The organism is Tautonia sociabilis (assembly GCF_003977685.1).
Lineage (GTDB): Bacteria > Planctomycetota > Planctomycetia > Isosphaerales > Isosphaeraceae > Tautonia > Tautonia sociabilis.
Window position 1 is genome coordinate 41,782 of sequence record NZ_RYZH01000002.1, and the last position, 21,330, is coordinate 63,111.

General features: G+C 67.4%; 21 protein-coding genes. 16 read left to right on the plus strand and 5 right to left on the minus strand.

Features of this window, described 5'->3' with window-relative positions; translation table 11 throughout:
* Nucleotides 1-158: 158 nt before the first annotated feature.
* The 4 genes from TsocGM_RS01325 to TsocGM_RS01335 form a co-directional block, all read right to left on the minus strand.
* Nucleotides 159-1,442 carry an MFS transporter gene (locus TsocGM_RS01325; protein WP_126723517.1) on the minus strand — a complete coding sequence of 428 codons (1,284 nt, stop codon included), beginning with the start codon at nt 1,440-1,442 and terminating at the stop codon, nt 159-161.
* Nucleotides 1,443-1,472: 30 nt separating this feature from the next.
* Nucleotides 1,473-1,625, minus strand: a complete 153-nt coding sequence (locus TsocGM_RS25710) for a hypothetical protein (RefSeq protein ID WP_233578157.1) — start codon at nt 1,623-1,625, stop codon at nt 1,473-1,475.
* 96 nt (nt 1,626-1,721) lie between these two features.
* Entirely contained in the window at nt 1,722-4,895 is a 3,174-nt protein-coding gene (locus TsocGM_RS01330; protein WP_126723518.1) for an efflux RND transporter permease subunit, read from the minus strand.
* A gap of 16 nt (nt 4,896-4,911) precedes the next feature.
* Nucleotides 4,912-6,588: an efflux RND transporter periplasmic adaptor subunit gene (locus tag TsocGM_RS01335; RefSeq protein ID WP_126723519.1), complete on the minus strand. Its 1,677-nt coding sequence runs from the start codon at nt 6,586-6,588 to the stop codon at nt 4,912-4,914.
* A gap of 514 nt (nt 6,589-7,102) precedes the next feature.
* Here TsocGM_RS01335 and TsocGM_RS01340 point away from each other — a divergent pair.
* From TsocGM_RS01340 to TsocGM_RS01370, 7 genes are all read left to right on the plus strand, one after another.
* Nucleotides 7,103-7,303, plus strand: coding sequence for a hypothetical protein (locus TsocGM_RS01340; protein WP_126723520.1), 201 nt, complete (start codon nt 7,103-7,105; stop codon nt 7,301-7,303).
* A gap of 905 nt (nt 7,304-8,208) precedes the next feature.
* The gene (locus tag TsocGM_RS01345) at nt 8,209-8,418 is read left to right on the plus strand and encodes a hypothetical protein (RefSeq protein ID WP_126723521.1); all 210 of its coding nucleotides are present in this window, start codon (nt 8,209-8,211) and stop codon (nt 8,416-8,418) included.
* A 57-nt stretch (nt 8,419-8,475) separates the two neighbouring features.
* Nucleotides 8,476-8,778: a hypothetical protein gene (locus TsocGM_RS01350; RefSeq protein ID WP_126723522.1), complete on the plus strand. Its 303-nt coding sequence runs from the start codon at nt 8,476-8,478 to the stop codon at nt 8,776-8,778.
* A gap of 2 nt (nt 8,779-8,780) precedes the next feature.
* Nucleotides 8,781-9,533, plus strand: a complete 753-nt coding sequence (locus TsocGM_RS01355) for a TRM11 family methyltransferase (RefSeq protein WP_126723523.1) — start codon at nt 8,781-8,783, stop codon at nt 9,531-9,533.
* A gap of 25 nt (nt 9,534-9,558) precedes the next feature.
* Nucleotides 9,559-10,014, plus strand: a complete 456-nt coding sequence (locus tag TsocGM_RS01360; protein ID WP_126723524.1) for a hypothetical protein — start codon at nt 9,559-9,561, stop codon at nt 10,012-10,014.
* A 13-nt stretch (nt 10,015-10,027) separates the two neighbouring features.
* Nucleotides 10,028-10,480 (plus strand): DUF6900 domain-containing protein, encoded by a 453-nt coding sequence (locus TsocGM_RS01365; RefSeq protein ID WP_126723525.1) that lies wholly within the window; start codon nt 10,028-10,030, stop codon nt 10,478-10,480.
* Entirely contained in the window at nt 10,470-10,670 is a 201-nt protein-coding gene (locus TsocGM_RS01370; RefSeq protein WP_126723526.1) for a hypothetical protein, read from the plus strand. The genes TsocGM_RS01365 and TsocGM_RS01370 overlap by 11 nt, the downstream gene beginning before the upstream one ends.
* A gap of 11 nt (nt 10,671-10,681) precedes the next feature.
* Here TsocGM_RS01370 and TsocGM_RS01375 read toward each other — a convergent pair whose 3' ends face one another.
* A complete protein-coding gene (locus tag TsocGM_RS01375; protein WP_126723527.1) occupies nt 10,682-10,963 on the minus strand; it encodes a hypothetical protein in 282 nt (93 codons plus the stop codon).
* A 420-nt stretch (nt 10,964-11,383) separates the two neighbouring features.
* Here TsocGM_RS01375 and TsocGM_RS01380 point away from each other — a divergent pair, with 420 nt between their 5' ends.
* From TsocGM_RS01380 to TsocGM_RS01425, 9 genes are all read left to right on the plus strand, one after another.
* On the plus strand, nt 11,384-12,280 hold the full coding sequence (locus TsocGM_RS01380) for an ArdC family protein (protein WP_126723528.1): 897 nt from the start codon (nt 11,384-11,386) through the stop codon (nt 12,278-12,280).
* A 152-nt stretch (nt 12,281-12,432) separates the two neighbouring features.
* Nucleotides 12,433-12,657 carry a hypothetical protein gene (locus TsocGM_RS01385; RefSeq protein ID WP_126723529.1) on the plus strand — a complete coding sequence of 75 codons (225 nt, stop codon included), beginning with the start codon at nt 12,433-12,435 and terminating at the stop codon, nt 12,655-12,657.
* A gap of 234 nt (nt 12,658-12,891) precedes the next feature.
* Nucleotides 12,892-13,230: a hypothetical protein gene (locus tag TsocGM_RS01390; protein ID WP_126723530.1), complete on the plus strand. Its 339-nt coding sequence runs from the start codon at nt 12,892-12,894 to the stop codon at nt 13,228-13,230.
* Nucleotides 13,231-14,318: 1,088 nt separating this feature from the next.
* Entirely contained in the window at nt 14,319-15,005 is a 687-nt protein-coding gene (locus TsocGM_RS01400) for a ParA family protein (protein WP_126723532.1), read from the plus strand.
* A gap of 11 nt (nt 15,006-15,016) precedes the next feature.
* Entirely contained in the window at nt 15,017-15,331 is a 315-nt protein-coding gene (locus TsocGM_RS01405) for a hypothetical protein (RefSeq protein ID WP_126723533.1), read from the plus strand.
* Nucleotides 15,332-15,518: 187 nt separating this feature from the next.
* The gene (locus TsocGM_RS01410; protein ID WP_126723534.1) at nt 15,519-16,448 is read left to right on the plus strand and encodes a replication initiator protein A; all 930 of its coding nucleotides are present in this window, start codon (nt 15,519-15,521) and stop codon (nt 16,446-16,448) included.
* Nucleotides 16,449-17,198: 750 nt separating this feature from the next.
* Complete coding sequence (locus tag TsocGM_RS01415; RefSeq protein ID WP_126723535.1) at nt 17,199-17,453, plus strand: HTH domain-containing protein; 255 nt, start codon at nt 17,199-17,201, stop codon at nt 17,451-17,453.
* Nucleotides 17,450-20,566, plus strand: a complete 3,117-nt coding sequence (locus tag TsocGM_RS01420; protein ID WP_126723536.1) for an N-6 DNA methylase — start codon at nt 17,450-17,452, stop codon at nt 20,564-20,566. Before TsocGM_RS01415 ends, TsocGM_RS01420 begins: the two co-directional genes overlap by 4 nt.
* Nucleotides 20,563-21,297: a hypothetical protein gene (locus tag TsocGM_RS01425; RefSeq protein WP_126723537.1), complete on the plus strand. Its 735-nt coding sequence runs from the start codon at nt 20,563-20,565 to the stop codon at nt 21,295-21,297. Before TsocGM_RS01420 ends, TsocGM_RS01425 begins: the two co-directional genes overlap by 4 nt.
* Nucleotides 21,298-21,330 lie beyond the last annotated feature (33 nt).

The following is a 21,330-nucleotide window of genomic DNA, read 5'->3' on the forward strand; positions in this document are numbered from 1 at the left end:
CTCGCCAGAGGCCCATCCCGCCGTCCGAGCATGGCCCTCGCGGCACACGCTATGTACATTATTAGCATGCGTCAAGTTTTATCGTTATATTTCACCGGTTTAGCCTGTGGAATATGTCCCGCACCGGGACACGGACGCCACATAGTTCGAGACCCGGCTCAGCGATGCAGGTGGGCGACGCGATCCCCCCTGCCGAGTGTCAGGGCGAGCGCGGTGATGAGCAGGCATACGGCGCCGGCCGCGGTGAACGTGGCCGGCGCCCCCCACAGGGCGGCCGAATGGCCGACCGCCGGATAGGTGGCGAGCCAGAAGGCGTGGGTCAGGGCGAAATGGGCGGCATAGGCCCGTCCCCTCTCCGCTTCGGCGGTATGTTCGGCCAGCAGCGTGGACGAAGAGATTGCGATCAGCGCCTGCCCGGCGCCGTTGAGGAACCACAGGACAGCGAAGGGGGCGAGCGGCGGCATGAGGAAGCCCGGCAGGAGGATCAGGCCGAGGACACCCCCGCCGGCGAGCATCGCGAGCGAGGCCCAGCGATGCCTCCGGCCGTGCAGCACCGCCGGATCTCCGGCGCCACGCTCATAACGACCCGTCGCCCTCCCCAGGGCCAGGGCCGCGACCGACGATCCCAGCCCCAGCCCGGCCATGGCCAGCGAAAACGTCGCGTCCCCCCGCCCGAGCACATCCCGAACGTAGGACACGGTCGCGACGATGGCGACCGCCCCCGCCGTCGCCTCGGCGAGGCTGAGGGTCAATGCCTGTCGCAGGGACGCCTCCCGCAGGAGCACCCGCATCCCGTGCGTGATCTCGCCCAGGAACGTCGGCCACGAGAGCGGCTTGACGTCCTTCCCGGCCTGCGGGACGTTCGCGGCAAGGACCACACCCGCCGAGGCCAGGTAAGTCAGCGCGTCGAACCAGAAGACCCATTCCACCCCGAGGAGCACGACGAGCAGCCCAGCAAGGGCGGGCGCTGCGACGGCCTCGACGTCGACGGCCACCCGCGACAGCGACAGCGCCTTCACGTATTGCTCTCCGCCCACGACCTCGGGGATGCTCGCCTCGAATGTCGGCGTGAAGAACGCCGTGGCGGCGTTGATGGCGAAGATCAGCAGGTAGACCTGCCACACCGCCGTGATGAACGGGAACAGGGCGAGGAGCCCGCAGCGGATCAGGTCGGAGGCGATCAGGATCTTCTTCCGGCTCACGCGGTCGGCGATGACCCCCGCGGGCTGGGAGAAGAGGAGGAAGGCGAGGATGCGCAGCATCAGCGCGTTGCCGATGACGGCCGTGGCGGACGAACCGCCGGTCAACTGATAGCTGAACAGCGCGAGGCCCACGGTGGTCACGCCGCTGCCGAGCAGCGAGATGATCTGGGCCGCGAAGAGCAGGCCGAAGTCGCGGTTTCGCCGCAGCGGCGGTGTTGCGAGCTGATGGCTCCCTTCCATGAAGTTTCATCTCACAATTCTTGTGTTGTGTCAATATGCTCGGTGGTCGCCGGCTCGGTGCAGGATGCGCCGCCCCACGGCCGTGTTGAGCCGAAGCATGCTCCGCCGGTGCCGGATGAGCGTGTCCCGGTTCGGGCGGCCGACGTGGTTGTAATCTCGTTGGGCGTTGAGGAACCCCACCACGTCAGCCTCGCCGCGCCTGGAAGCCTCGAGGCGGTCTCGAGCACCTGCTGAGTCGCCGGCAGGACGTCGCGCCGGTAGGCGACCAGGTCGGGACGGTTAGAACGCTTGTCGGCCCTCGACCGCCGTGCCGCCCGGGAGGTCGAGAATCTGTCCCTCGGCCCCCTCCACGGGCGGGGCCGGGCGGCCGAACCGCAGGTAGAGGGCCGGGACCACGAACATGTTCAGCGCCGTCGAGGTCGTCAGGCCGCAGAGGATCACCAGCGCCATCGGCGTCTGGATCTCGCTGCCCGGCTTGTCGCCGCCCAGTGCCAGCGGGATCAGCGCCAGCCCGGCGGTCAGTGCCGTCATCAGGATCGGGGCAAGCCGCTCCATCGCCCCCAGGTAGACCGCCTCCGGCAGGCTGGCGACCTCCTCGTGCTGCTGGAGGTGGCGGATGTGCGAGACCATCATGATGCCGTTGCGCGTCGCGAGGCCGAACAGGGTGATGAACCCGATCAGCGAGGCGACCGACAGCACGCCGCCCGAGAGGTAGACGCCCACCACGCCGCCGATTAAGGCCAGCGGGAGGTTGACCATTACCAGCAGCGCGTCCCGCGTCGAGCCGAAGGCCACGTTCAGCAGGAAGCCGATGCCGATGATGACCGCGACGCCCAGCAGCGTCAGCCGCCGCGTGGTCTCCTGGGCGCTCTCGAACTGGCCGCCGTACTCGACGAAATACCCCTCGTACTGGCCCCGGCCGATCGGCACGCGCTCCGCGACCCGCTCGCGGATGTCCTCCACCACGCTGATCACGTCGCGATCGGCCACGTTGCACATGACCACGATCTTGCGCTGCACATTCTCGCGGCTGATCTGGTTCGGGCCGGTGCTGCGGACGATGCGCGCCAGCGCCTTCAGCGGGACCTTCGCCCCGCGGGGCGTGTCCACCGGCAGGTTCTCGATCGACTCCCGGTCGATCGCCTTGGGGTCGCCGACCCGGACCACGAGGTCGAAGGCGTAGCGGCCTTCCAGCACCTGGGAGACGACCTGCCCCCGGAACGCGGTATCGACGGCCTCAGCGACGTCCGTCACCGTCAGGCCGTGCCGCGCGATGGTCGGCCGGTCGAAGCGCACCTTCACGATCGGGATGTCCATCTGCTGCTCGACGGCCAGGTCCACCACCCCGGGTACCGCCGCCATCTCCCGCCGGACGTCCTCGGCCAGGGCCCTCAGCTTGTACAGGTCCTCGCCGAAGATCTTCACCGCGACGTTGGCCCGGGTGCCCGAGAGCATGTGGTCGATCCGGTGCGAGATCGGCTGGCCGATGACGATGCTCATCCCCGGCACCAGGGTGAAGTCGCGGCGTAGCTCGGCCAGGAACTCCTCCTTGCTGCGGCCCTCCCCGAGCCGGAACGACACGTCCAGCTCGGCGGCCTCGACCCCCTGGGCGTGCTCGCTCAGCTCGGCCCGGCCGGTCCGGCGCGCGACCCCCGTCACCTCCGGGTGCGCCATCAGCACGCGCTCGACGACCCGCCCGAGCTTGTCCGATTCCGGGAGCGAGGTGCCCGGCAGCGTGACGGCGCTGATCGTCAGCGCCCCCTCGTTGAACTCGGGCAGGAACGCGCGGCCGAGAAAGGGGATGGCCGCCACGGCGACGACGAGCAGGGCCAGGGCGGGGACCAGCACGGCCCACGGGTGCCGCAGTGTCGGCCCCAGGACCCGGCCGTAGGCCCACTTGAGGGCCCGCACCACGAGCGGCTCGCGGCCCCCGAGGATGGCGCGGCTCCTCGGCAGCAGAAGGGAGCAGAGCGCCGGGGTGATCGTCAGGCTGACCACCAGCGAGGCGAACAGCGCCACGACGTAAGCGACACCAAGGGGCCGCAGCATCCGCCCCTCGACCCCCCCCAGGAAGAAGATCGGCAGGAACACCAGCAGGATGATCAGCGTGGCGAAGACGACCGACGAGCGGACCTCGACGCTCGCGTGGTAGATGACCGCGAGGGGGTTGCGCCGCCGGCCCTCGGGGAGCCCGGCGTTCTCGCGCAGCCGGCGGACCACGTTCTCGACGTCGATGATCGCGTCGTCGACCAGGTCGCCGATGGCGATCGCCATGCCGCCGAGCGTCATCGTGTTGATCGTCGCGCCGAACGCCTTGAGCACCAGCACCGCCGTCACCAGGGACAGCGGGATCGCCAGCAGCGTGATGAAGCTGGCCCGCAGGTTCGCCAGGAACAGCAGCACGATGATGACCACCAGGATGCCGCCGTCGCGCAGCGCCTCCTCGACGTTGCGCACGGCGACCGCGATGAAGTCGGCCTGGCGGAAGATGTCGCGGTCGATCTCCATGCCCTCGGGGAGCGTGGCCTCGATCTCGTCCAGCGTGGCGTCGAGCGCCGCGGTCAGGGCGAGCGTGTTGGTGTCCGGCTGCTTCTGGACGCCGAGGATCACCGCCGGCTCGGCGTCCGCCGAGCCCTCGCCCCGCTTGATCGCCTCGCCGATCTGGACGAGCCCGAGCTGCCCGACGCGGATCGGGACGCCGTCGCGCACCGCCACCACCGTGTCGGCGATGTCCGCCGGGTCCCGGACGCGGCCGATCCCCTGGATGAGCTGCTCCTGCCCCCCCTCGATGAGGAAGCCCGCCGAGACGTTCTGGTTGGTCTCGCGCAGCCGGTCGGCGACCTCGGCCACGCCGATCCCGTACGCCTTGAGCCTCTCCGGCGAGAGCACCACCTGGTACTGCTTCACGCCGCCGCCGATGGGGACGACCTGGGAGACGCCCGGCACCGACAGCAGGCGACGGCGGATGCGCGTGTCGGCCACCGTGCGCAGCTCGATCCCGCTGTGGCGGTCCGAGGTCAGCGACAGGAACAGGATCTCGCCCATGATCGAGGAGATCGGCGCCAGGATCGGCCGCTCGACCTCCGGCGGCAGGCTGCCCGAGACCAGGCTCAACTTCTCGTTGACGATCTGCCGCGCGATGTAGATGTCCGTGTCCCACTCGAACTCGACCCAGACGACCGAGATGCCCACGGCCGTGGCCGACCGCACGCGGCGCACGCCGGAGGCCCCGTTGACGGCCGCCTCGATCGGGAAGGTGACGAGCGTCTCCACCTCCTCGGGGGCCATGCCGTAGGCCTCGGTGATGACCGTCACCGTCGGCGCCGTCAGGTCGGGGAAGACGTCCACCGGCATGGTCGCGGCGGTATAGCCGCCAGCCGCGAGGAGCAGGACGGCCAGGAAGAGGACGACGAGGCGGTTGGTCAGCGACCCGCGGATGATGGCGTTGAGCATGGGTGTCCCTCCAGGGTCAGTGGCTGTGGCCGTGTTCGGGGATGACCGACGAGACCGATGCCAGTCGGATGGCGTAGGCCCCCTCGGTAGCCACGCGCTCACCCTCCTGGAGCCCCTGCCTCACCTCGACGTAGCCCGCGTCGCGGAGCCCCAGCACCAGGTCACGCCTCTGGAAGCTCTCGCCGTCGAGCATCACATAGGCGGTGGGCCGGCCGTCCTCGTCGACGATCGCCGACTCGGGGACGGCGAGCGCCTCCTCGGCCCGCGCTGTCTCGATGGCCACGTCGGCGAACAGGCCGACCCGCACCGCGTGGTCGGGGTTGTCGATCTGGTAGCGCACGGGCACGGTGCGCGAGTCGGGATCGACGACCGAGCCGACGTCGATCAGCGAGCCGCCCTCGGACCCGAGGATCGAGATGCGACGCCCCGGGCGGGCGGCGAGCGTGAAGTCGGCGGACGGGGCCGCGACCACCCGCTCCAGGTCGAACTCCGGGACCCGGGCCTCGATCCAGACCCGGTCCAGGTTGATGATCGTGAACAGGGCCTCGGTCACGCCCACGTACTCGCCCTGGGTCGCTTCGGCCTCGGTGACGGTCCCCGCGTGCGGCGACTGCAGCACGACCTGCATCGCCGGGGACGACGACCCGTCCTGCTGCCCGCCCTCGGCCGGGGCGTCGGCCGACGGGGGCAGCATCGCGACCAGCTTCGCCCTCGCCTCCTCGTAGGGGCGACGCAGCCGGAGCTTCCCCTCGTAGACCGACTCGGCGACGTGCATCTCGTGCTCGGCGAGGTCCAGTTCCTTCTTCGGGACGGCATCCCGCGCCGCGAGCGACGCCAGGCGCTCGTAGACGAGCCGGGCCTGATCCAGCTCCAGCTTCGCCGTCTGGATCTCGACCTCGACGTCCATCTGCCGGACGGTCAGCTCCGTCTCCAGCGTCTGGACCTGCGCCCGGTTAGCCAGGAGCGCCACCCCCGGCGGGCCGGCCAGCGGCGGCTCGATGACGGCGACTACTTGGCCGGCCAGGACCTGCTCCCCCACCCGGGGGAAGGCGCCGCCCGGCGGTGGCAGGACCCGCCCGGCGAGCGGCGGCGTAACGACCGCCTCGGCGCCGGCCGCCGGGCGGACCTCCCCGGGCACAACCAACCGCTCCACCAGACGCCGCTCGGCGACGGGCTCGGTCACGAGCCCGATCTTCCACTGCTGCTCCTTCAGGAACGGGATCACTCCCTCCGGTTCGATGTCGCCGGCGGCCTCGGCGGCCTTCGTCGCCGCGGCCTCATCCGGATAGACCGTCACGGGGACGCGGATCGTGTCCTCCGCCTGGTCGCTCTTGAGCACCAAGGTCATCTCGTTCCGGCCGGCCTCCGGGAACGCGACCGTCGGGCCGTAGATGCCGGGGCTCCGCGGCGCCGCCTGCTCGACGGTCGTCGTCTTGCCGGTCGGCCCGGTCGCGACGACGGTGAGCGTGCCGCCGCGGATGGGCGTGCCATCCTCGAGCACGGTGAGGTGGACGTTGAACTTCGCCCCCGCGCCCTGCACGAGGTAAGGATGCTCCATGAAGAGTTCCAACTTGTCGCTGAAATCGGTCACCGCGACCGTCGCGGGCTCCCCTTCGGCCGGCGCCTCCGGCTGCACGCCCCCGAGCCCGGGGAGCGAAAACTCGACGCAGCCAGCGCCCGCAAGCGAAATCATCACCGCAACGAAGATCCACCCGGCGGCCCGGGGGGCGCGCAAGGGGGAAGACCGGAAAGGCCGCATTGGATCCTCCTGACAGACGTTGGGCCGAGATGAACGGATACGGTTGCCGATCGCCAGGCCGGGATCTACGGCGGCCGGCCCTGGGCGGTAACCCGCGCCCCAATCCGGGAGCGGCGCGTCGCCGTTTGCAGCACGGGCGACGGTGCGGGCCCGGGATTTTTGGCAACGAACTGGGGTCTGATGAGGGGGACGCGCCGAGGCCCACCATGGGGCCGCGGACGGGGCTTCGGGAGGGTGGCCGCCTTTAGCAGCGGAGCGAGACCGAGCGCATCAGGAGCACGCCCGAATCGCAGAGCCCGAGGGAGGGCGGGGTGGTGGGAAATGAGGCGGGGTCGTCAGGCGCGCGGAGGGGCCAAAGAAGCGACAAGGCTTGCAGGCCGAAGGAGGGCTCCCATCCGAGGCGGGCGGCAGCGATAGCCCCCGATGTCAGGCAGGCATCAGAGACCGGATGGAAACCGATCGACTCTCCCGAAGCCCCCTGCGGGGAGGCCGGGAGGCTGAACGGGATGCCAAACCAGGCGCCGTGGAGGTGGAAGACGGATTCGCCGATCGGGGGAGCACCGCCGTGGTCCGCATCGTCTTGCTCAAGGCCACGATCGTGGGAGTGCTCGTGGCCGAACCACCCTTGATCGGAGCGGGATGGAGCTGAAGACAATCCGTGGGCGTGGCCCATGACGGGCGACGAGCCGATGCTGCCGACCAAGCAGAGGGTCGCGAGCAGCATGCGTATCGGTTTCGTCGCCCGCAGACCTCTCATGATCAGGAAATGCTCCACGATCGGACCGAATGCCCCGTAGCGTCCATTCTCCCGCCCGTAAACGCGGAAATCAAGGGCATCACGCGAGCGGTGGCGATCGGAAAGGACGTCCCCGGGATTGGATCGGCCATGGTAGCCGCGGCGGAGCGGGATATCAGGATAATTCGAGGGCCGCGCCGTGCCGCTCGAGTCTCGGGGAAGCGTCCCGGAACGCAACTCCTTCCCATCCACGACTTGCAACGCGATCGACCGGAGTCCTTGATTGATCAATCAATTTGCAATATTGTCGAAAACGCGGTGCCAATCGGCCGTGCCGGTGATCCGCTCCGGTTCTCGGGGCCGGAAGGTCATAGCCCTGCCCGCCTCAATCCCGCCGATCCCTTCTCGATCCTATCCGGCCCGCGCCATCGCCTGGCCGCGGGTTGCCCGATCTCCTCGCCCCGCCCGCCGGCCTTCTCAAGCCGCCCCCCCCCCACGGATGTCCACACCTCTCCCGCAGGGTCTCCTCGTCCGGAAGCGTTCGGCCGTTGACCCTTCCATGTGACGCATTGCTCGCCTGCCTTCCCGTCCGTCCTTTCCTCTCGCCTCCCGGCCCCGACACGCGGCCTTTGGCATGTCACGCCTAAAGCCGCCGCCGGTCCGCTCAAGCGGAAAATCGGTTCCCCCTGGGGTTTCCCCCAATTTTCCGCTTGCCCGGTCGCTGGCGCTCGCTTCGCCCCGGCTCAAGGCGGCTTTTCTCCGGGTGACATCAGGCCGCGATGGTCGCGGTCGGAATCACGAAGAAAGGAGAACCGTCCATGTCCGACAGCAAGAATTACGACACCGCCCCGAAGAGCCCGAGCCACGTCGCCTACCAGGTCCGCGACCGGGAGGGCCAGAAGAGCTTCTGGACCCGCATCGGGAGCGTCTGGCCCCACTCCGACGGCAAGGGCTTCAACGTGCAGCTCGAGGCCGTGCCGCTCGATGGCCGCATCACCCTCCGCGTCGCCTCGGAGAAGAAGGACTAACCGCTCGTTCACCCGGGGCGGCCGGGAAGGCCGCCCCAACCTGAAAGGAATCAGACCATGACCAACGACATCAAGATTCGAGTCCTCAACATCGACTACCACCGCAACGGGATTGGCGGTGCACCGTTCCACGCCATCGTCTTCCGCGACTCCGGAGAGCTGGGCAGCGTCAAGCTGGCCGTCGTCTCCGACCAGGCCGCCCATGTTGCCGTCCTCGACATCGCCAAGCTGGTCGACTGCGACGTGGAGTTCGGCTCGAACTCCTGGCGCGGCGACCAGTACGAGCCAGGACTGCGGCGAGCAATCAGGCGCCGGGAGCGGCAGATCGAGAAGGAAGCCCTCGGCGGGAAGGAGGCCTGATCATGAGCACCGCGATCATCAATCCCTTCTACGCAGCTCGCATCAGTCGCAATCACCGCATCCGGCGCGACGAGCCGACACAGCCCGTCTACGCCCGGCTGCCGATGGCCCCGAGGAACGCGAGCCCGGTCCCCCACCTCACCAGCCTCTACCATTTCCACCGCGCCGGCGAGTACGGCGACCGCAAGTGGCCGGGCAATTGCGGCGGCAACCTGATCAAGGACCTGCTCCGCTACTTCCGCCCCGGCCTCGTGTTCGACCCGATGACGGGCAGCGGCACCGCCCGCGATGTCTGCCGGGAGATCGGCGTCCCCTGCATCTCCTTCGACATCCACGAGGGCTTCGACGCCTGCGACCCGCGGCAATCCCCGGCCGCGGAGTCGTTCGACTTCATCTGGGCCCACCCGCCCTACTGGCGCCAGAAGCTCTACGCCGACGACCCGCGCGACCTGTCGCGCTCACCGACGCTGGAGGATTTCCTCCGCCGCTACGGCCAGTTCATCCGCAACTCGGCCCGGGCCCTGAAGCCCGGCGGCAAGCTCGCCATCCTGATGGGCGACTACAGCGACCGCGACGCGGGCTACGTCCCCCTCGTCTACCACACCAAGCGGCTCGCCTTCGCGGCGGGCCTGGCCCAGCACTGCACGGACATCATCCGCTTCAGCCACGGCGCGAGCAGCAGCAAGAAGGTCTATCGCTCCAGCTTCATCCCCGGCCTTCATGACGTCTGCATGATCTTCGAGAAAACCCGATAACCAAACCCGAGAAAGGAGTCTCACCATGACACTGTTCAACGTCCACATCTACCGCGAGATGCGGCTGCGCTTCGACGGCATCGAGGCGGATTCCCCGGAGGCGGCCGCCGCGATCGCACGCGAGCGGACCGCCGAGGATGCATCGATCGTCGAGGAATGCGACGGGATCACCCTCGCCGCCCTCGTCGATGAGGTCGGCGACGAGGAGTACGAACGCTCGGTCACCATCGATTTCGAGCAGGGCCCGCGACCCGGACCGGGCGGCCGCGATCCCCTCGTGGCCATCTCCGTCCGGGACGGCCTGATCGAGGATGTGTCCAGCACCGTTCCGTCCACCGTCGTGATCGAGGACTGGGACGTGTTCGACGAGGATACCGGCGGGCGGCCGCTGCGGACCATCGATCGCATCGAGAGCGGGATGCCGGAAGCGAAGACCGAGAGGCTCCGCCGGCTGATCACCGACGATTCAACCAGCACCTGAAAGGAAACCGCCCATGAAACCACTCGACCGCATCCTGGCCGACATCGCCCGCAAGCATCTCGGCGTCGAGACGCTTGAGCCCCGCCATTCCGACGGCCTGGATTTCCACGATCTCGCAGTCTGGCGCATACGGGACGCCCTGCTGGCCGCCTACGAGGCAGGGGCGGCCTCCCCCTCCCCTCGTCACGGCGCGGATGCCCCTCGCCACCCCGCGCGATTCGACGGCTACGAGATCAACCCCTGCCGGCGGCTGCAGGAGCCGGACGTCCCCGGCCGTTGCTACTACGAGCCCTGCCAGCCGCATGAGGCCGATGTCTGGACGCTGTACGGCCATGTCACCGGCGAGGGCGTCCACGCGATCGGCGACTTCGAGACCCGCGAGCAGGCGGAGGAAGTCGTTGCCCGCATCACCGGCCGGCGCTATACAGGCGCGAGCGATCAGCGGAGGCTTGGGCATGAGCAATGATCTGGACGAGATCCTCGACGACCTGTTCCACGGCTGCGCGTTCGCCGCGTTCGTGGAGCTGGCCTTCGAGTGCAGAGGCCTCCCCGACGCGGAGGCCACGCGGGAGCGTGCGTTTCGCTACTTCGAGGAAGAGCTGGCGCGCAAGAATCGCCTGCGGGATGAACGATCGGCGCTCGAACCGGCCGCTTGACGGCGATCGCGTCACGATCGATCCGCGGGCTGGAGCATGGCGAAGACGGCCGCGGAGACCCGGTGCACGAGCTGCGTGTGCGACTTGTCCCAAGGCCGGCCGTAGTCGCGTAGCCACTCTTCCACCGTGGGCTGGACTGTTTCGCGGATGCGCGCGATCGGCCAGTCCTCGGCGAGCCACCTCTCGGCCTCGGCGACGGCATCGGCCATCCCGCCCATGTCGCCGGCCGCCCTGGCCTCCAGGTAACGCGCCACGGACTCCAGGAAACAATCGATGCGGATGTTGCGGGGCATGATCTTGTCCCCGGGAGGGAGGAGCTGCGCGGAAGGGGGGTCCCTCCGATACCAGCAGCCTACCTGATTCCCGGCCATATTGCAGTGCAACACCTCGCCCGCAGCTGTTCCGGCCGCCCCGGCTGACGCCGGCCGCGTGCTCGCGGGGTCCACTTGCGTTGCCGTCCACTGCGGGGACCGGCCTTCGCCGCCCTCACGCCCGCTGGCGGGACATCGGGGGGCGATCCCCCGGGTCCGTCAAGGATGTCCCGGCGGCGGCCGAGGCGGTCTCCGCCCGACCTTCCGCGCTGGCGCTTGTGCAGGCCGGTGCCCCCCGCCTCGCCCGTCCTTGACCGCCCCTCCCCCCGATTCGGGACTCGCCTTCGTCCCGGGTGAATGCCGCGCGCATTCACCCAGACAGTTCCAACGGAGGAGAGACCCATGCAGAACGCACGCCACGACGTCTACGCCCGCGTCACCGACGCCATCATCGCCGAGCTGGAGAAGGGCGTCAGGCCCTGGCTCAAGCCCTGGAACGCCGAGCACATGGCGGGCCGGATCAGCCGCCCCTTGCGGCACAACGGCCAGCCCTACAAGGGCGTCAATGTCCTGATGCTCTGGATGGCGGCCGAGATGCAGGGCTTCGCCGCCCCCTACTGGATGACCTTCAACCAGGCCAAGGACTTCGGGGCGAGTGTGAAGAAGGGGGCCAAGGGCTCGCTGGTCGTCTACGCCGACCGCATCACCCGGACCGAGGCCGGCGAGGACGGCGAGGAGGCCGAGCGCGACATCTACTTCATGAAGGGCTACACCGTCTTCAACGCCGAACAGATCGAGGGACTCCCGCCGCACTTCCACGCCGTCGCCGCGCCGCAACTCGACCCGATGCAGAGGGTCGAGGCGGCCGACCTGTTCTTCGCCAACACCGGGGCCGAGATCCGCCACGGCGGGAATCAGGCCTACTATGCCGCCGAGGCGGACTATGTCCAGATGCCGCCCTTCGAGTCGTTCCGCGACGCCGAGAGCTATTGCGCCACCCTCGCCCACGAGGTGGCCCACTGGACGAAGCACCCGGCGAGGCTCGATCGCGACTTCGGCCGCAAGCGGTTCGGCGACGAGGGCTATGCCCGCGAAGAGCTGGTCGCCGAGATCGGGGCCGCCTTCCTGGCCTGCGACCTGGGCATCACGCCGGAGCCCCGCGAAGACCACGCGAGCTATCTCGACCACTGGCTCAAGGTCCTGAGGGAGGACAAGCGGGCCATCTTCCAGGCCGCCGCCTACGCCCAGAAAGCCGTGGACTTCCTGCACGGCTTGCAGCCGCAGGGGGTGCAGGGATGACCCGCACCCGCTCCGCACGGCGGCCTCGCCCGTCGCCGTGCGGTTGCGGTCCGCAGGCACGGGGCACCTGCCCGCACGTCACCCAATGCCCGCAATGCCACGCCGAGCCCGGGGCACGCTGCAAACGCCCCAGCGGCCACCCGGCCGGGGCGATGCACGCGGAACGCTATCGCGCCGCCGAGCGTGCCGACGCCGCCGCCTGCCCCGGGTTCGAGCCGATCGAGACGCCGGCCGGGACGGGATGCCGCCATTGCTCGGGATTGCCCGCGGACCACCCGTCGCACCCGGCCGGACCGGCAGCGGCCGACCGCAAGCCTTCGCTGGCCCATCACTCCCGCGAGGGGGATGGCGACGAGGTCCAGGGAACGCTGTTCTGACTCCCCTCACCCCGGTCTCCCGCCCGTTCGAGGCCGCGCCGCACCCCGCGGCCTCGTCAGGGCAGGCGTAAAGCCGCCGCCGGTCCGCTCAAGCTGCCAAGGCCGTTTCCCTTCGGGAGCCTCGGCCTTTCGCTTGATCGGTACGCTTACGCACCGGGCTCGGGCAGCTTTGTCCGCCGTGCCGTCCGGCCGCGATTGGCGCGGCCGGTGACCCGAGACGAAAGGAGACCGATCATGACGGGAACCCCCAAGCGACGCTTCCACGACATCCGCTGCGCCGCCAGCCGCCTAGGCGACTGGATGAACCACCTCGAAGATAAGGCCCGCGCCGAAGGGTTCTTCGACGGGGCCTTCAGGCCCGAAGATCCCAAGTATCACATCGAAGGCCGCGGCAACCGCCTCCTCGGCGTCTATCACGCCCTGACCATCATCGCCGAACGGGCGAGCTGCCGGATCAACCCGGAAGCCCTGGAGGCCTTCCGGGCCGAGATCGAGGCGGCCGAAGCGACCCTCGCCGAGGACTGGGCCAAGGAACTACTCGACGCTGATTTCCAGCCGTTGCCCCTCGTCTGAACCGCGTGGCCGGGCGAAGCGCCCGGCCATACTCCCCTCCGCCTGCATGGGAATGAGCGGGCGGCAATCCGAGGTTGCCCCCTCCCCCCAGCGACGACATCAGTCGGAGTCGTCCGCCCGATCGCTGCTTGGTGTGCCAGGATGACACAGCCGGTCAGTTGCCTACCTGGCCACTGCCGAAGTCGGGATTCGCGACTCCTCCCACCTTCCGCCGGTCCTGCCCGGCCCTCGTTCAGTCAACTGACTGATTTGAGGGCAGGATTATCTGTTGCTGTCAGACATCTTCCCTAAGCAGTGCTTAGGGTGCTTTTCACCGTGAAAACAGGATTTCATGACGGAAAGCCAGCCTGTTTTCTTGCTTTCTTTCCGGCGTTCTTGCAGTCTGGCAAGCCGTCTCGCTCTCGCGTCGCTCCATCTGACTGCATGTTCTCGGACGGTCCGCGGGTCCGCGCCCTGGCGGCGGATGCTATTTGGCGAGTCACGGCCAACCGAACCTGCAATCAGGAGGCTGGCCGGATTGTTTGCTTTCCGGTCTTCTGACTTTCTTTCATGAAAGCCCCCTTTCACTCTGTCTTGCCAGACTGCGCCTGTGAGCAACAATCATTCGGACCTCTGGATTTCATTATTATTTCCGGACAGCTTGCATGCCATCCGGCTTTCTTTCTTGCCAGACGGCCATCAGGCAAGCAGCGGAGCTTTCGTAGGGATGCCAGCTGCAAGATGGCTTGCTGTCCGGCTGGCTTGATTTCGTGCTTTCCTTCTTTCAGCCTGGCATACTGTCTCGCAAGCTCGCTGCCTTCGGGCGAGAATGACTTGCGCTTAAAAGGCCGATTCATCATGACGGACGGAAGGAAACCTGGCTGGCTTGCTTTCCATCCATCCATCCGTCTTACTTTCTGTCTTTCAGGCTGGCTTGCTTGGTTGCCCCAGCCGTCGACCGGCGGGCGAGGTCGGTATTGGGCGGGGAGGGACTTGCCGCCTTACTTGCTGGTTTGCTTTCTTGCTGGCTGGCCTGAAAGCCGGACGGACTGTCATCCGGCTGCACATTATGCTTGCCAGCCGGAAGGAAATCAATTAAACGGTAGATCATGATTATCGTTGTAGCAAATTCCAAGGGCGGCGTAGGTAAATCCACCCTGGCCGTCCACCTGGCGGCCTGGCTCCACAAGCAGGGCCACCGCGTCACGCTGGCCGACTGCGACACCCAGCAGTCCTCATCGGAATGGGTCCGCGAGGCCGTTCCCGAGGTGAGGGCGGTCCGGCTGGACAGCCCCGACATGATCCTGAACGACCTGCCTCAGCTGTGCCAGGAGACGGATTTCGTGGTCGCCGACGGGCCGGGGAGCCAGACGGAGACCAGCCGCGCCCTGCTGCTCCGCGCCGACCTCGCGATCGTGCCGTGCAAGGCCAGCATGCTGGAAGTGCGGGCGCTCGCCAAGGCGACCGACGTGCTCCGCCAGGCCCAGGACATCCGCGCCGGCAAGCCCGAGGCCGTGATCGTGCTGAGCATGATCGGCAAGAACTACCGGCTGACCAAGGACATGAAAGACGCCGCCGCGGCGCTCGACCTTCCCCTGGCCACACGGGCCCTCGTCTTGCGTCAGGTCTACGCCGACGCCCCGGGGCAAGGCTCCGTCGTCTGGAATCTGGGTTCGCGGGCCCAGGAGGCTGCCGGAGAGGTGGACCTGTTGTTCCGCGAGATCCTGCCGGGGGCCGTCAGGAACAGGGGCCGGAAGCCGTCCTCGATCAAGTCGAAGAAAGTAGCAGTCGCGTGAAGGAGGGACCCATGGGCGAACGACGCGCATTAGTTGAAGGACTCAAGAGCACCGGCCCCGCCGTAGATCCCCAGGCCGAGAAGGCCTTCGTCTTCAAGAGGGAAGTCTCGGAGGCCTCGCAGGCCGCTACGCCGATGGCTACCCCGACCGCGGCGACCGCGCTCTCCCGCGTCCCGTTGAGCACGCGCATCAGGTCCGACTTTTCGGCCGCGCTGAAGCGCGCCTCGCTCGAACGCCAGCTCGCCGGCGTCGAGCCCAACACGCTCCAGGACATCCTCGAACAGGCGGTCGAGCCCTGGCTCCGCTCGAACGGCTACCTGAAATAGCCGCGAGGCGAGGGGCCTCCGACGTGATGAGCCGAGGTGAGCGGCGAAAGCCGTCGCCCGGGCGCATTTCGATTGATACGACTGCGAGACTGGTCTATGGTTCGCGAGGCGATCGGCTGCTGACGCCGGGGGCCCCCTCCCATGCGAGTCGCAGCGCGGTCGCCGGATGCATTGATTCGACAGGACCATGACCAAACGCCTCCCGCCCAAGGGCGACCACCAGCCCGACCTTTTCGCCGCCAACTTCGCGGACATCCCGATCCGCGACCAGCGCGACACGATGGAGCGGCCCTTCTTCAGCCTGGCCAAGAAGCCGCGTTACACGCCCATCGAATACCACGTCGGCGACGTCTGGGTGGAGGTCTCGGCCAATCCGAAATTCGGGCTCGCGACCATCTGGGACGCCGACATCCTCATCTGGGCCTCGACGCAGATCACCGAGGCCCTCGACCGCGGCCAGACGCCCAGCCGCGTCGTCCGATTCCATCCGCACAACCTGCTGAAGTCCATTCGCCGGGCGACGGGCGGGGAGCATTACCTCCGCCTTCGCGCCGCCCTCGAGAGGCTGACCCACACCGCCGTGCGCACCAACATCCGGGGAGAGGGCAAGAAGAAGGCCGCCTCGTTCCACTGGCTGGAGAGCTGGACGGAGGTGACGGACGAGAAGACCGGCGAGACGATCGGGATGACGATGACGCTCCCCGACTGGCTCTACGAGGGGATCCTCATGAAGGGCGGGGTGCTCACCATCCACGAGGATTATTTCCTGCTCACCGGGGGCATCGAACGCTGGCTCTATCGCGTGGCCCGCAAGCACGCCGGGCAGCAGGAAGGCGGCTGGCAGTTCACCATGCGTCAGCTCTACGAGAAGTCCGGCTCAGCCTCGCGGTTCTCGGATTTCGCCATCGACGTCCGCAAGGTGGTCGAAGCCGACTCCCTGCCGGAATACACGACCATGCTGCACAAGAACGAGGAGGGGGAGGAGATCGTCCATTTCCTGAAGCGAGACCAGCTGGCCCTCGACGACCCCCGCTATGAGTCCGCCAGGCACCCGCGGCGGCGGGTCGCTCGCGGCATCGCATCTAAGGCCCTGAGTTTTAAGAAAGTCGCGGGATAGGCGTACGGCCTATTGGGCGCAAGGCGCCGCGGGTTGGCAGATTGGACACGGCCTATTAGCCGCAAGTCATCTCTGCTTGAGGGGTCTGGCACGGCCTATTAGCCGCAAAATTGCACCTGCGGAACGTTTTGGGACGGCCTATTGGGCGCAAAAATGGCAGATTTGCGCCAATAAAATCTCTCTCGAGCCTGCCAGGCGACCACGCTCCTGTCCCCATAGCCAGAAAACCGCGGTCACGGCCGATTAGGCGCAAGTGCCCGGTTGTGTCGCTGGCGTGCCGGGAGGGAAGAACTACATCCGGCGGCTGTGGATTAGCACGGCCTATTAGCCGCAGGCGACTCGGCCTATTAGGCGCAAAACGACCGGCCTATTAGGCGCAAAGGCTCGGCCCATTAGGCGCACGGATCGCCCGATTGTGCCGAGGCGTCAATGGGATACCAGGGCCCTAACTGTTTAACATCAAGTATTATTGTAACTTACTTAACGTCCGGTGCCTGTGGACAACTTCGATAAGTGATTAAGCGCCTGGCCTCATAGTCCGGGGGGCAGGAGGGAGAAGGGGCATTCAGGAATGCCATCGTTGCGGCTATGGAGCGAAGCCGCCATGGGAAGGGGTTCCGAGGCATCGAAGGCCATAAGGGCTGGCCCTCGTCACCTCCCCGAAATCCGTTGAATTTGTGTACAAAAACGCCCCAGCCGATTGACAAGTCTAACACCTGCGGTTAGAGATAGACTGGGGGAGCTACGAGAATGAGGTATGAGAGGGCGCTCGCGGTCACGAACCGCTTGGAGAACCTCCTGGATCTGATCCGGGAGGGCAGCTATTCGACGCCTGCCATCGCGGCCAAGCTCCAGGTATGCGACCAGACGATCTACCGCGACGTCCTATTCCTGAAGCGGCGCGGCTACAAGATCCGCTCCCGAAGGCTTTCAAGCCGTTGGGCTTACGAGCTCCTCGGCGAGCCCGAAGCCGGGCGGTTGGGGAAGGGGGAAGACGGCCCATGACCGCCCGACCCTCGCCCGACTGGATGTTCGATTTCGGCCTCGACGGGACGCGGCCGCCGCACTTCTTCGCCACGGTCGCCGATCTCGACGCCGAGGGCGGGGCGATCCCCCAGGCGCATGTGCTGCGCCGGGCCTTCGAGGAATTGGATCTGAGCGGCATCCTCTGCCAGGATGGGAGCCCGATCGTCTATTTCCGGACGGTGGACCGCCTCGATGCGTCGGAGGTGATGGCCCTCCACCGTACCTTCTGGAACCAGGGGGTCGCCCCGATCCTCGCGCTGGTCGGGCCCGACGAGGTCCACATCTACTCCGGCCTGTCGCAGCCCGCCGTTAGCCAAAGGCCCGGCGCCGACCCGGACGGCCTGGTTGAGCGGCTGGACCGCGTGGCCGAGCAGCTGCGGGCATTCCTCTTGGCCGTGGAGACCGGCGAGTATTATCACCGCCACCGGCGGGCCTTCGACCCGAGGCAGCGGGTGGACCGCAACCTGTTGCGGCATCTCGAGGCTGCCCGCGAATTGCTCGCGGATGTGCCGGCGACCCGGCTCGATCCCGCCTCCCTCGACGCCTTGCTCTGCCGCGTCGTCTTCACCTGCTACCTGTTCGATCGGAAGGTGATCGACCGGGTATACCTGGAGGAAGCGGGCATCCACGGGGCCGAGGGCCTGGCGGATATCCTCGGCCGCAAGTCACGCTCGCAGGCGAGGGTCGACCTCTACGCGCTGTTCTCGCAGCTGGGCGAGGATTTCAACGGCGACCTGTTCAGTGAGGACCTGGAGGCCGAGGCCAGGCAGATCAGGGGCGAACATCTCGACATCCTGGGCGACTTCATCCAAGGGACAGACCCGCGGAGCCGCCAGCGGAGCTTCTGGCCCTACGAATTCGGGATCATCCCGATCGAGACCATCAGCGCGATCTACGAGCACTTCCTGAAGGCGGCGGGCGCGCGAGCGAAGAGGGAGGCCGGGGCATTCTACACCCCGCGATTCCTGGCCGAGTTGGTCATCGACTCCGCCCTCGACGGGGGAGAGCCCCTGCTCGGCAAGCGGTTCCTCGACCCCGCCTGCGGTTCGGGTATCTTCCTCGTCGGCCTGTTCAACCGCCTGGCCGAAGAATGGGCGCGGGCCAACCCGAAGGCCGGCTACGACGCTAAGATCAGGGGCCTGACGGCGATCCTGAAGACGAATCTGTTCGGGGTGGACAAGAACCGCACCGCATGCCTGATCGCGGCCTTCAGCCTTTACCTAGCCTTCCTCGACCAGCTGTCGCCCCCGGACATTCGCCGCGTGCTGAAGAAGGTCAAGGTGCTGCCGAGGCTGGTCGCGGGCGTGGGGGGCGAGGCGGCGACCATCCGCTGCGCCGATTTCTTCGCAGACCAGGCCGCCCCAGACCAGGTGGATTACGTGATCGGCAACCCGCCGTGGGCAGAGGTCAGGGATGCGAACGCGTCGGCCGCGACCTGGTGTGCCCACCGTAAACTTCCATTCCCTGCCAAGCAGCTCGCTGCGGCTTTCGTCTGGAAGGCCCCGGAACACCTCGCCGCCGGAGGATCCGTCTGCCTCGTCCTGCCGTACGGGCTGCTCTTCAATCACACGCAGAGTTCCGTCGAGTTCCAACGGCATTGGTTCAAGTCGCGCGCGGTCGATCGGATCATGAACCTCGCCGATTTCCAGCGCTTCCTGTTCGAAGACGCGGAGGCGCCCGCCCTGGTCGTCCGCTACGGGAAGCAGCAGCCGGCGCATAGCGGGCACCGCATCCAGTACTGGTCGCCCAAGACCGACTGGGCCGTAACCCAGGCCGAGGTGATCTCGATCCTGCCGCAGGACCGGGCGTGCCTGAGCGTCCGGGAAGTGCTCGACGACCTCCGGGGAGACGATGCGCCGCTGATCTGGAAGGAACGCTACTGGGCGACCTCGCGAGACCGTCGCCTCCTGGACCGGCTGCGCCTTTACCCACGCCTGCGGGACGTCCTCGGCCAGCGCGGCAAGGGGACTCCCAAGCGGTGGATCGTCGCTGAAGGTTATGAGCCCTTCGGGGCCAACGACCCGGACGATAGCCTTCGGGAGTTGACCCTTCATCGCACCGGCCGCATCGAGAGGACCACACACCGGCTCTGTCTGCTGCTCCTCCCAGATGAGTGCGGGCTGCAGGAAACGCTCACGCTGGAGCTGAGGCGAGCCATCAGCAACACTGATATCTTCAAGGGGCCGCTCGTCCTGATAAAGCGAGGATATTCCAACGAGCCCGAGGTCGCGTTCGCGAATTTCAATGTGGCCTACCGCCACGGCATTCGCGGGATCCACGGGCCGGCCGGGGACGCCGACCTGCTGGCCTTCCTGACGTTCTACCTGCGGTCGAGCCTGGCCCGCTACTTCCTCTTCCACACCTCCGCGAGTTGGGGGGTGAGCCGCGCAACAATCGACATCGACGACCTCATGCGGCTGCCCTTCCCGCTGCCGGACCAGGCGGATCATCCGAATCGAGCGGCCGAGATCGTTGCGGAGGCCGGCCGGCTCATGGCGGCGGTGGCGAGGGAAGCGAGTGACGCAGTCCTCGGGAGGGACGATGTCGTGCGGCGCGCCCAGGCGCGTGCCGAGCCTCTGATCGAGGAGTATTTCGACGTAGATCCCATCGAGCAGAAACTTGTCGCTGACACCGTCGGCATCGTCATCCCCAGCGTGAGGCCCACCCGCGCCCGGATCGACGTGCCCGCGCTCCTGCCGGCCCGCTCCGATGATTATGCGGCCTACATCGATCTCCTCTGCTCGACGCTCAACGGATGGGCGAACGCCAAATACCGCGTCCATGGCAAGTCCATGGCCGACTGCAGCCTGGGCATCGGCATGGTGGTCCTGCGGAAGGCGAGGCGAGGGGAAGACCCGGGGCAGATCGATGGGGTGACCACGGACGTCCTCGCCGCGCTACAGCGGCTCCAGAAGGGGGCTGCCAGGGGGAGGGGCGCGTTCGAGCTGGCGCGGGGGCTGAAGGTGTTCGACGGGAACCTCCTCTACGTAATCAAGCCCGTCGGGCGGCGCTTCTGGTCCGCGACGGCCGCGCTCAACGACGCCGACGAAATCGCGGGCACGATCCTCATGCGATCCGAGGGGGATGCATGACGATCGGCGACAGCAGTGCCTGGGACGACTTCATCGCCCAGGGAGGGGTGGGGACCGTGATCGGCCTCGTGCTCGAATCCTGGGCCTTGATCGCGCCCCCGGCGCCGGACGAGCTGGAGGAGGACACGTCCATCCGGCTCTACGCGGCGATGGTCAGGAAGCGAGACCGCCAGGCCCACCGGTTCCTGATCCGCTACGAGGACGTGGAGATCGACGTTGACCTGGCGAAGGAGACGGGGAGGAAGGACATCGTCTTCTTCCCCGGCCACGACGGCGACCTGTATTTCTGCCTGGAGGCCAAGCGGCTCAACGCCAGGGTCAAGGGGGTGATGAAGTCGCTGGCCGATGAGTACGTGAAGGAGGGAATGCAGCGCTTCGTGGACGGCAAGTACGGCCGCCACGTCCACCACGGCGGCATGCTGGGCTACGTCCTGGACGGCGACGTGCCCAGGGCGATGCGCAACGTCCTGTCCAATATTCGCACGAATCATGCGGCCTTGGGAATGGACCCGCCAGGTGAGTGGGTAGAGTCGCGAAGCCACCCGGGTGACGACCGCGCAAAAGAATCGGAACACCGGCGTGCGCAGGGCGCGCAGCGATTCTTGCTGCATCACCAGTTCGTCTCGGCCCGGACCACAGCGACCCCAGCCACAACGGTGTCGGAAGTGGCGCCGAATCGGCCGTCCCCAGCCCGGCGTAAGCGAGATTCGGGAGAAGGGGGAATCCAATGATATTAGCGCAATTATTATCATATAGGACTCAAT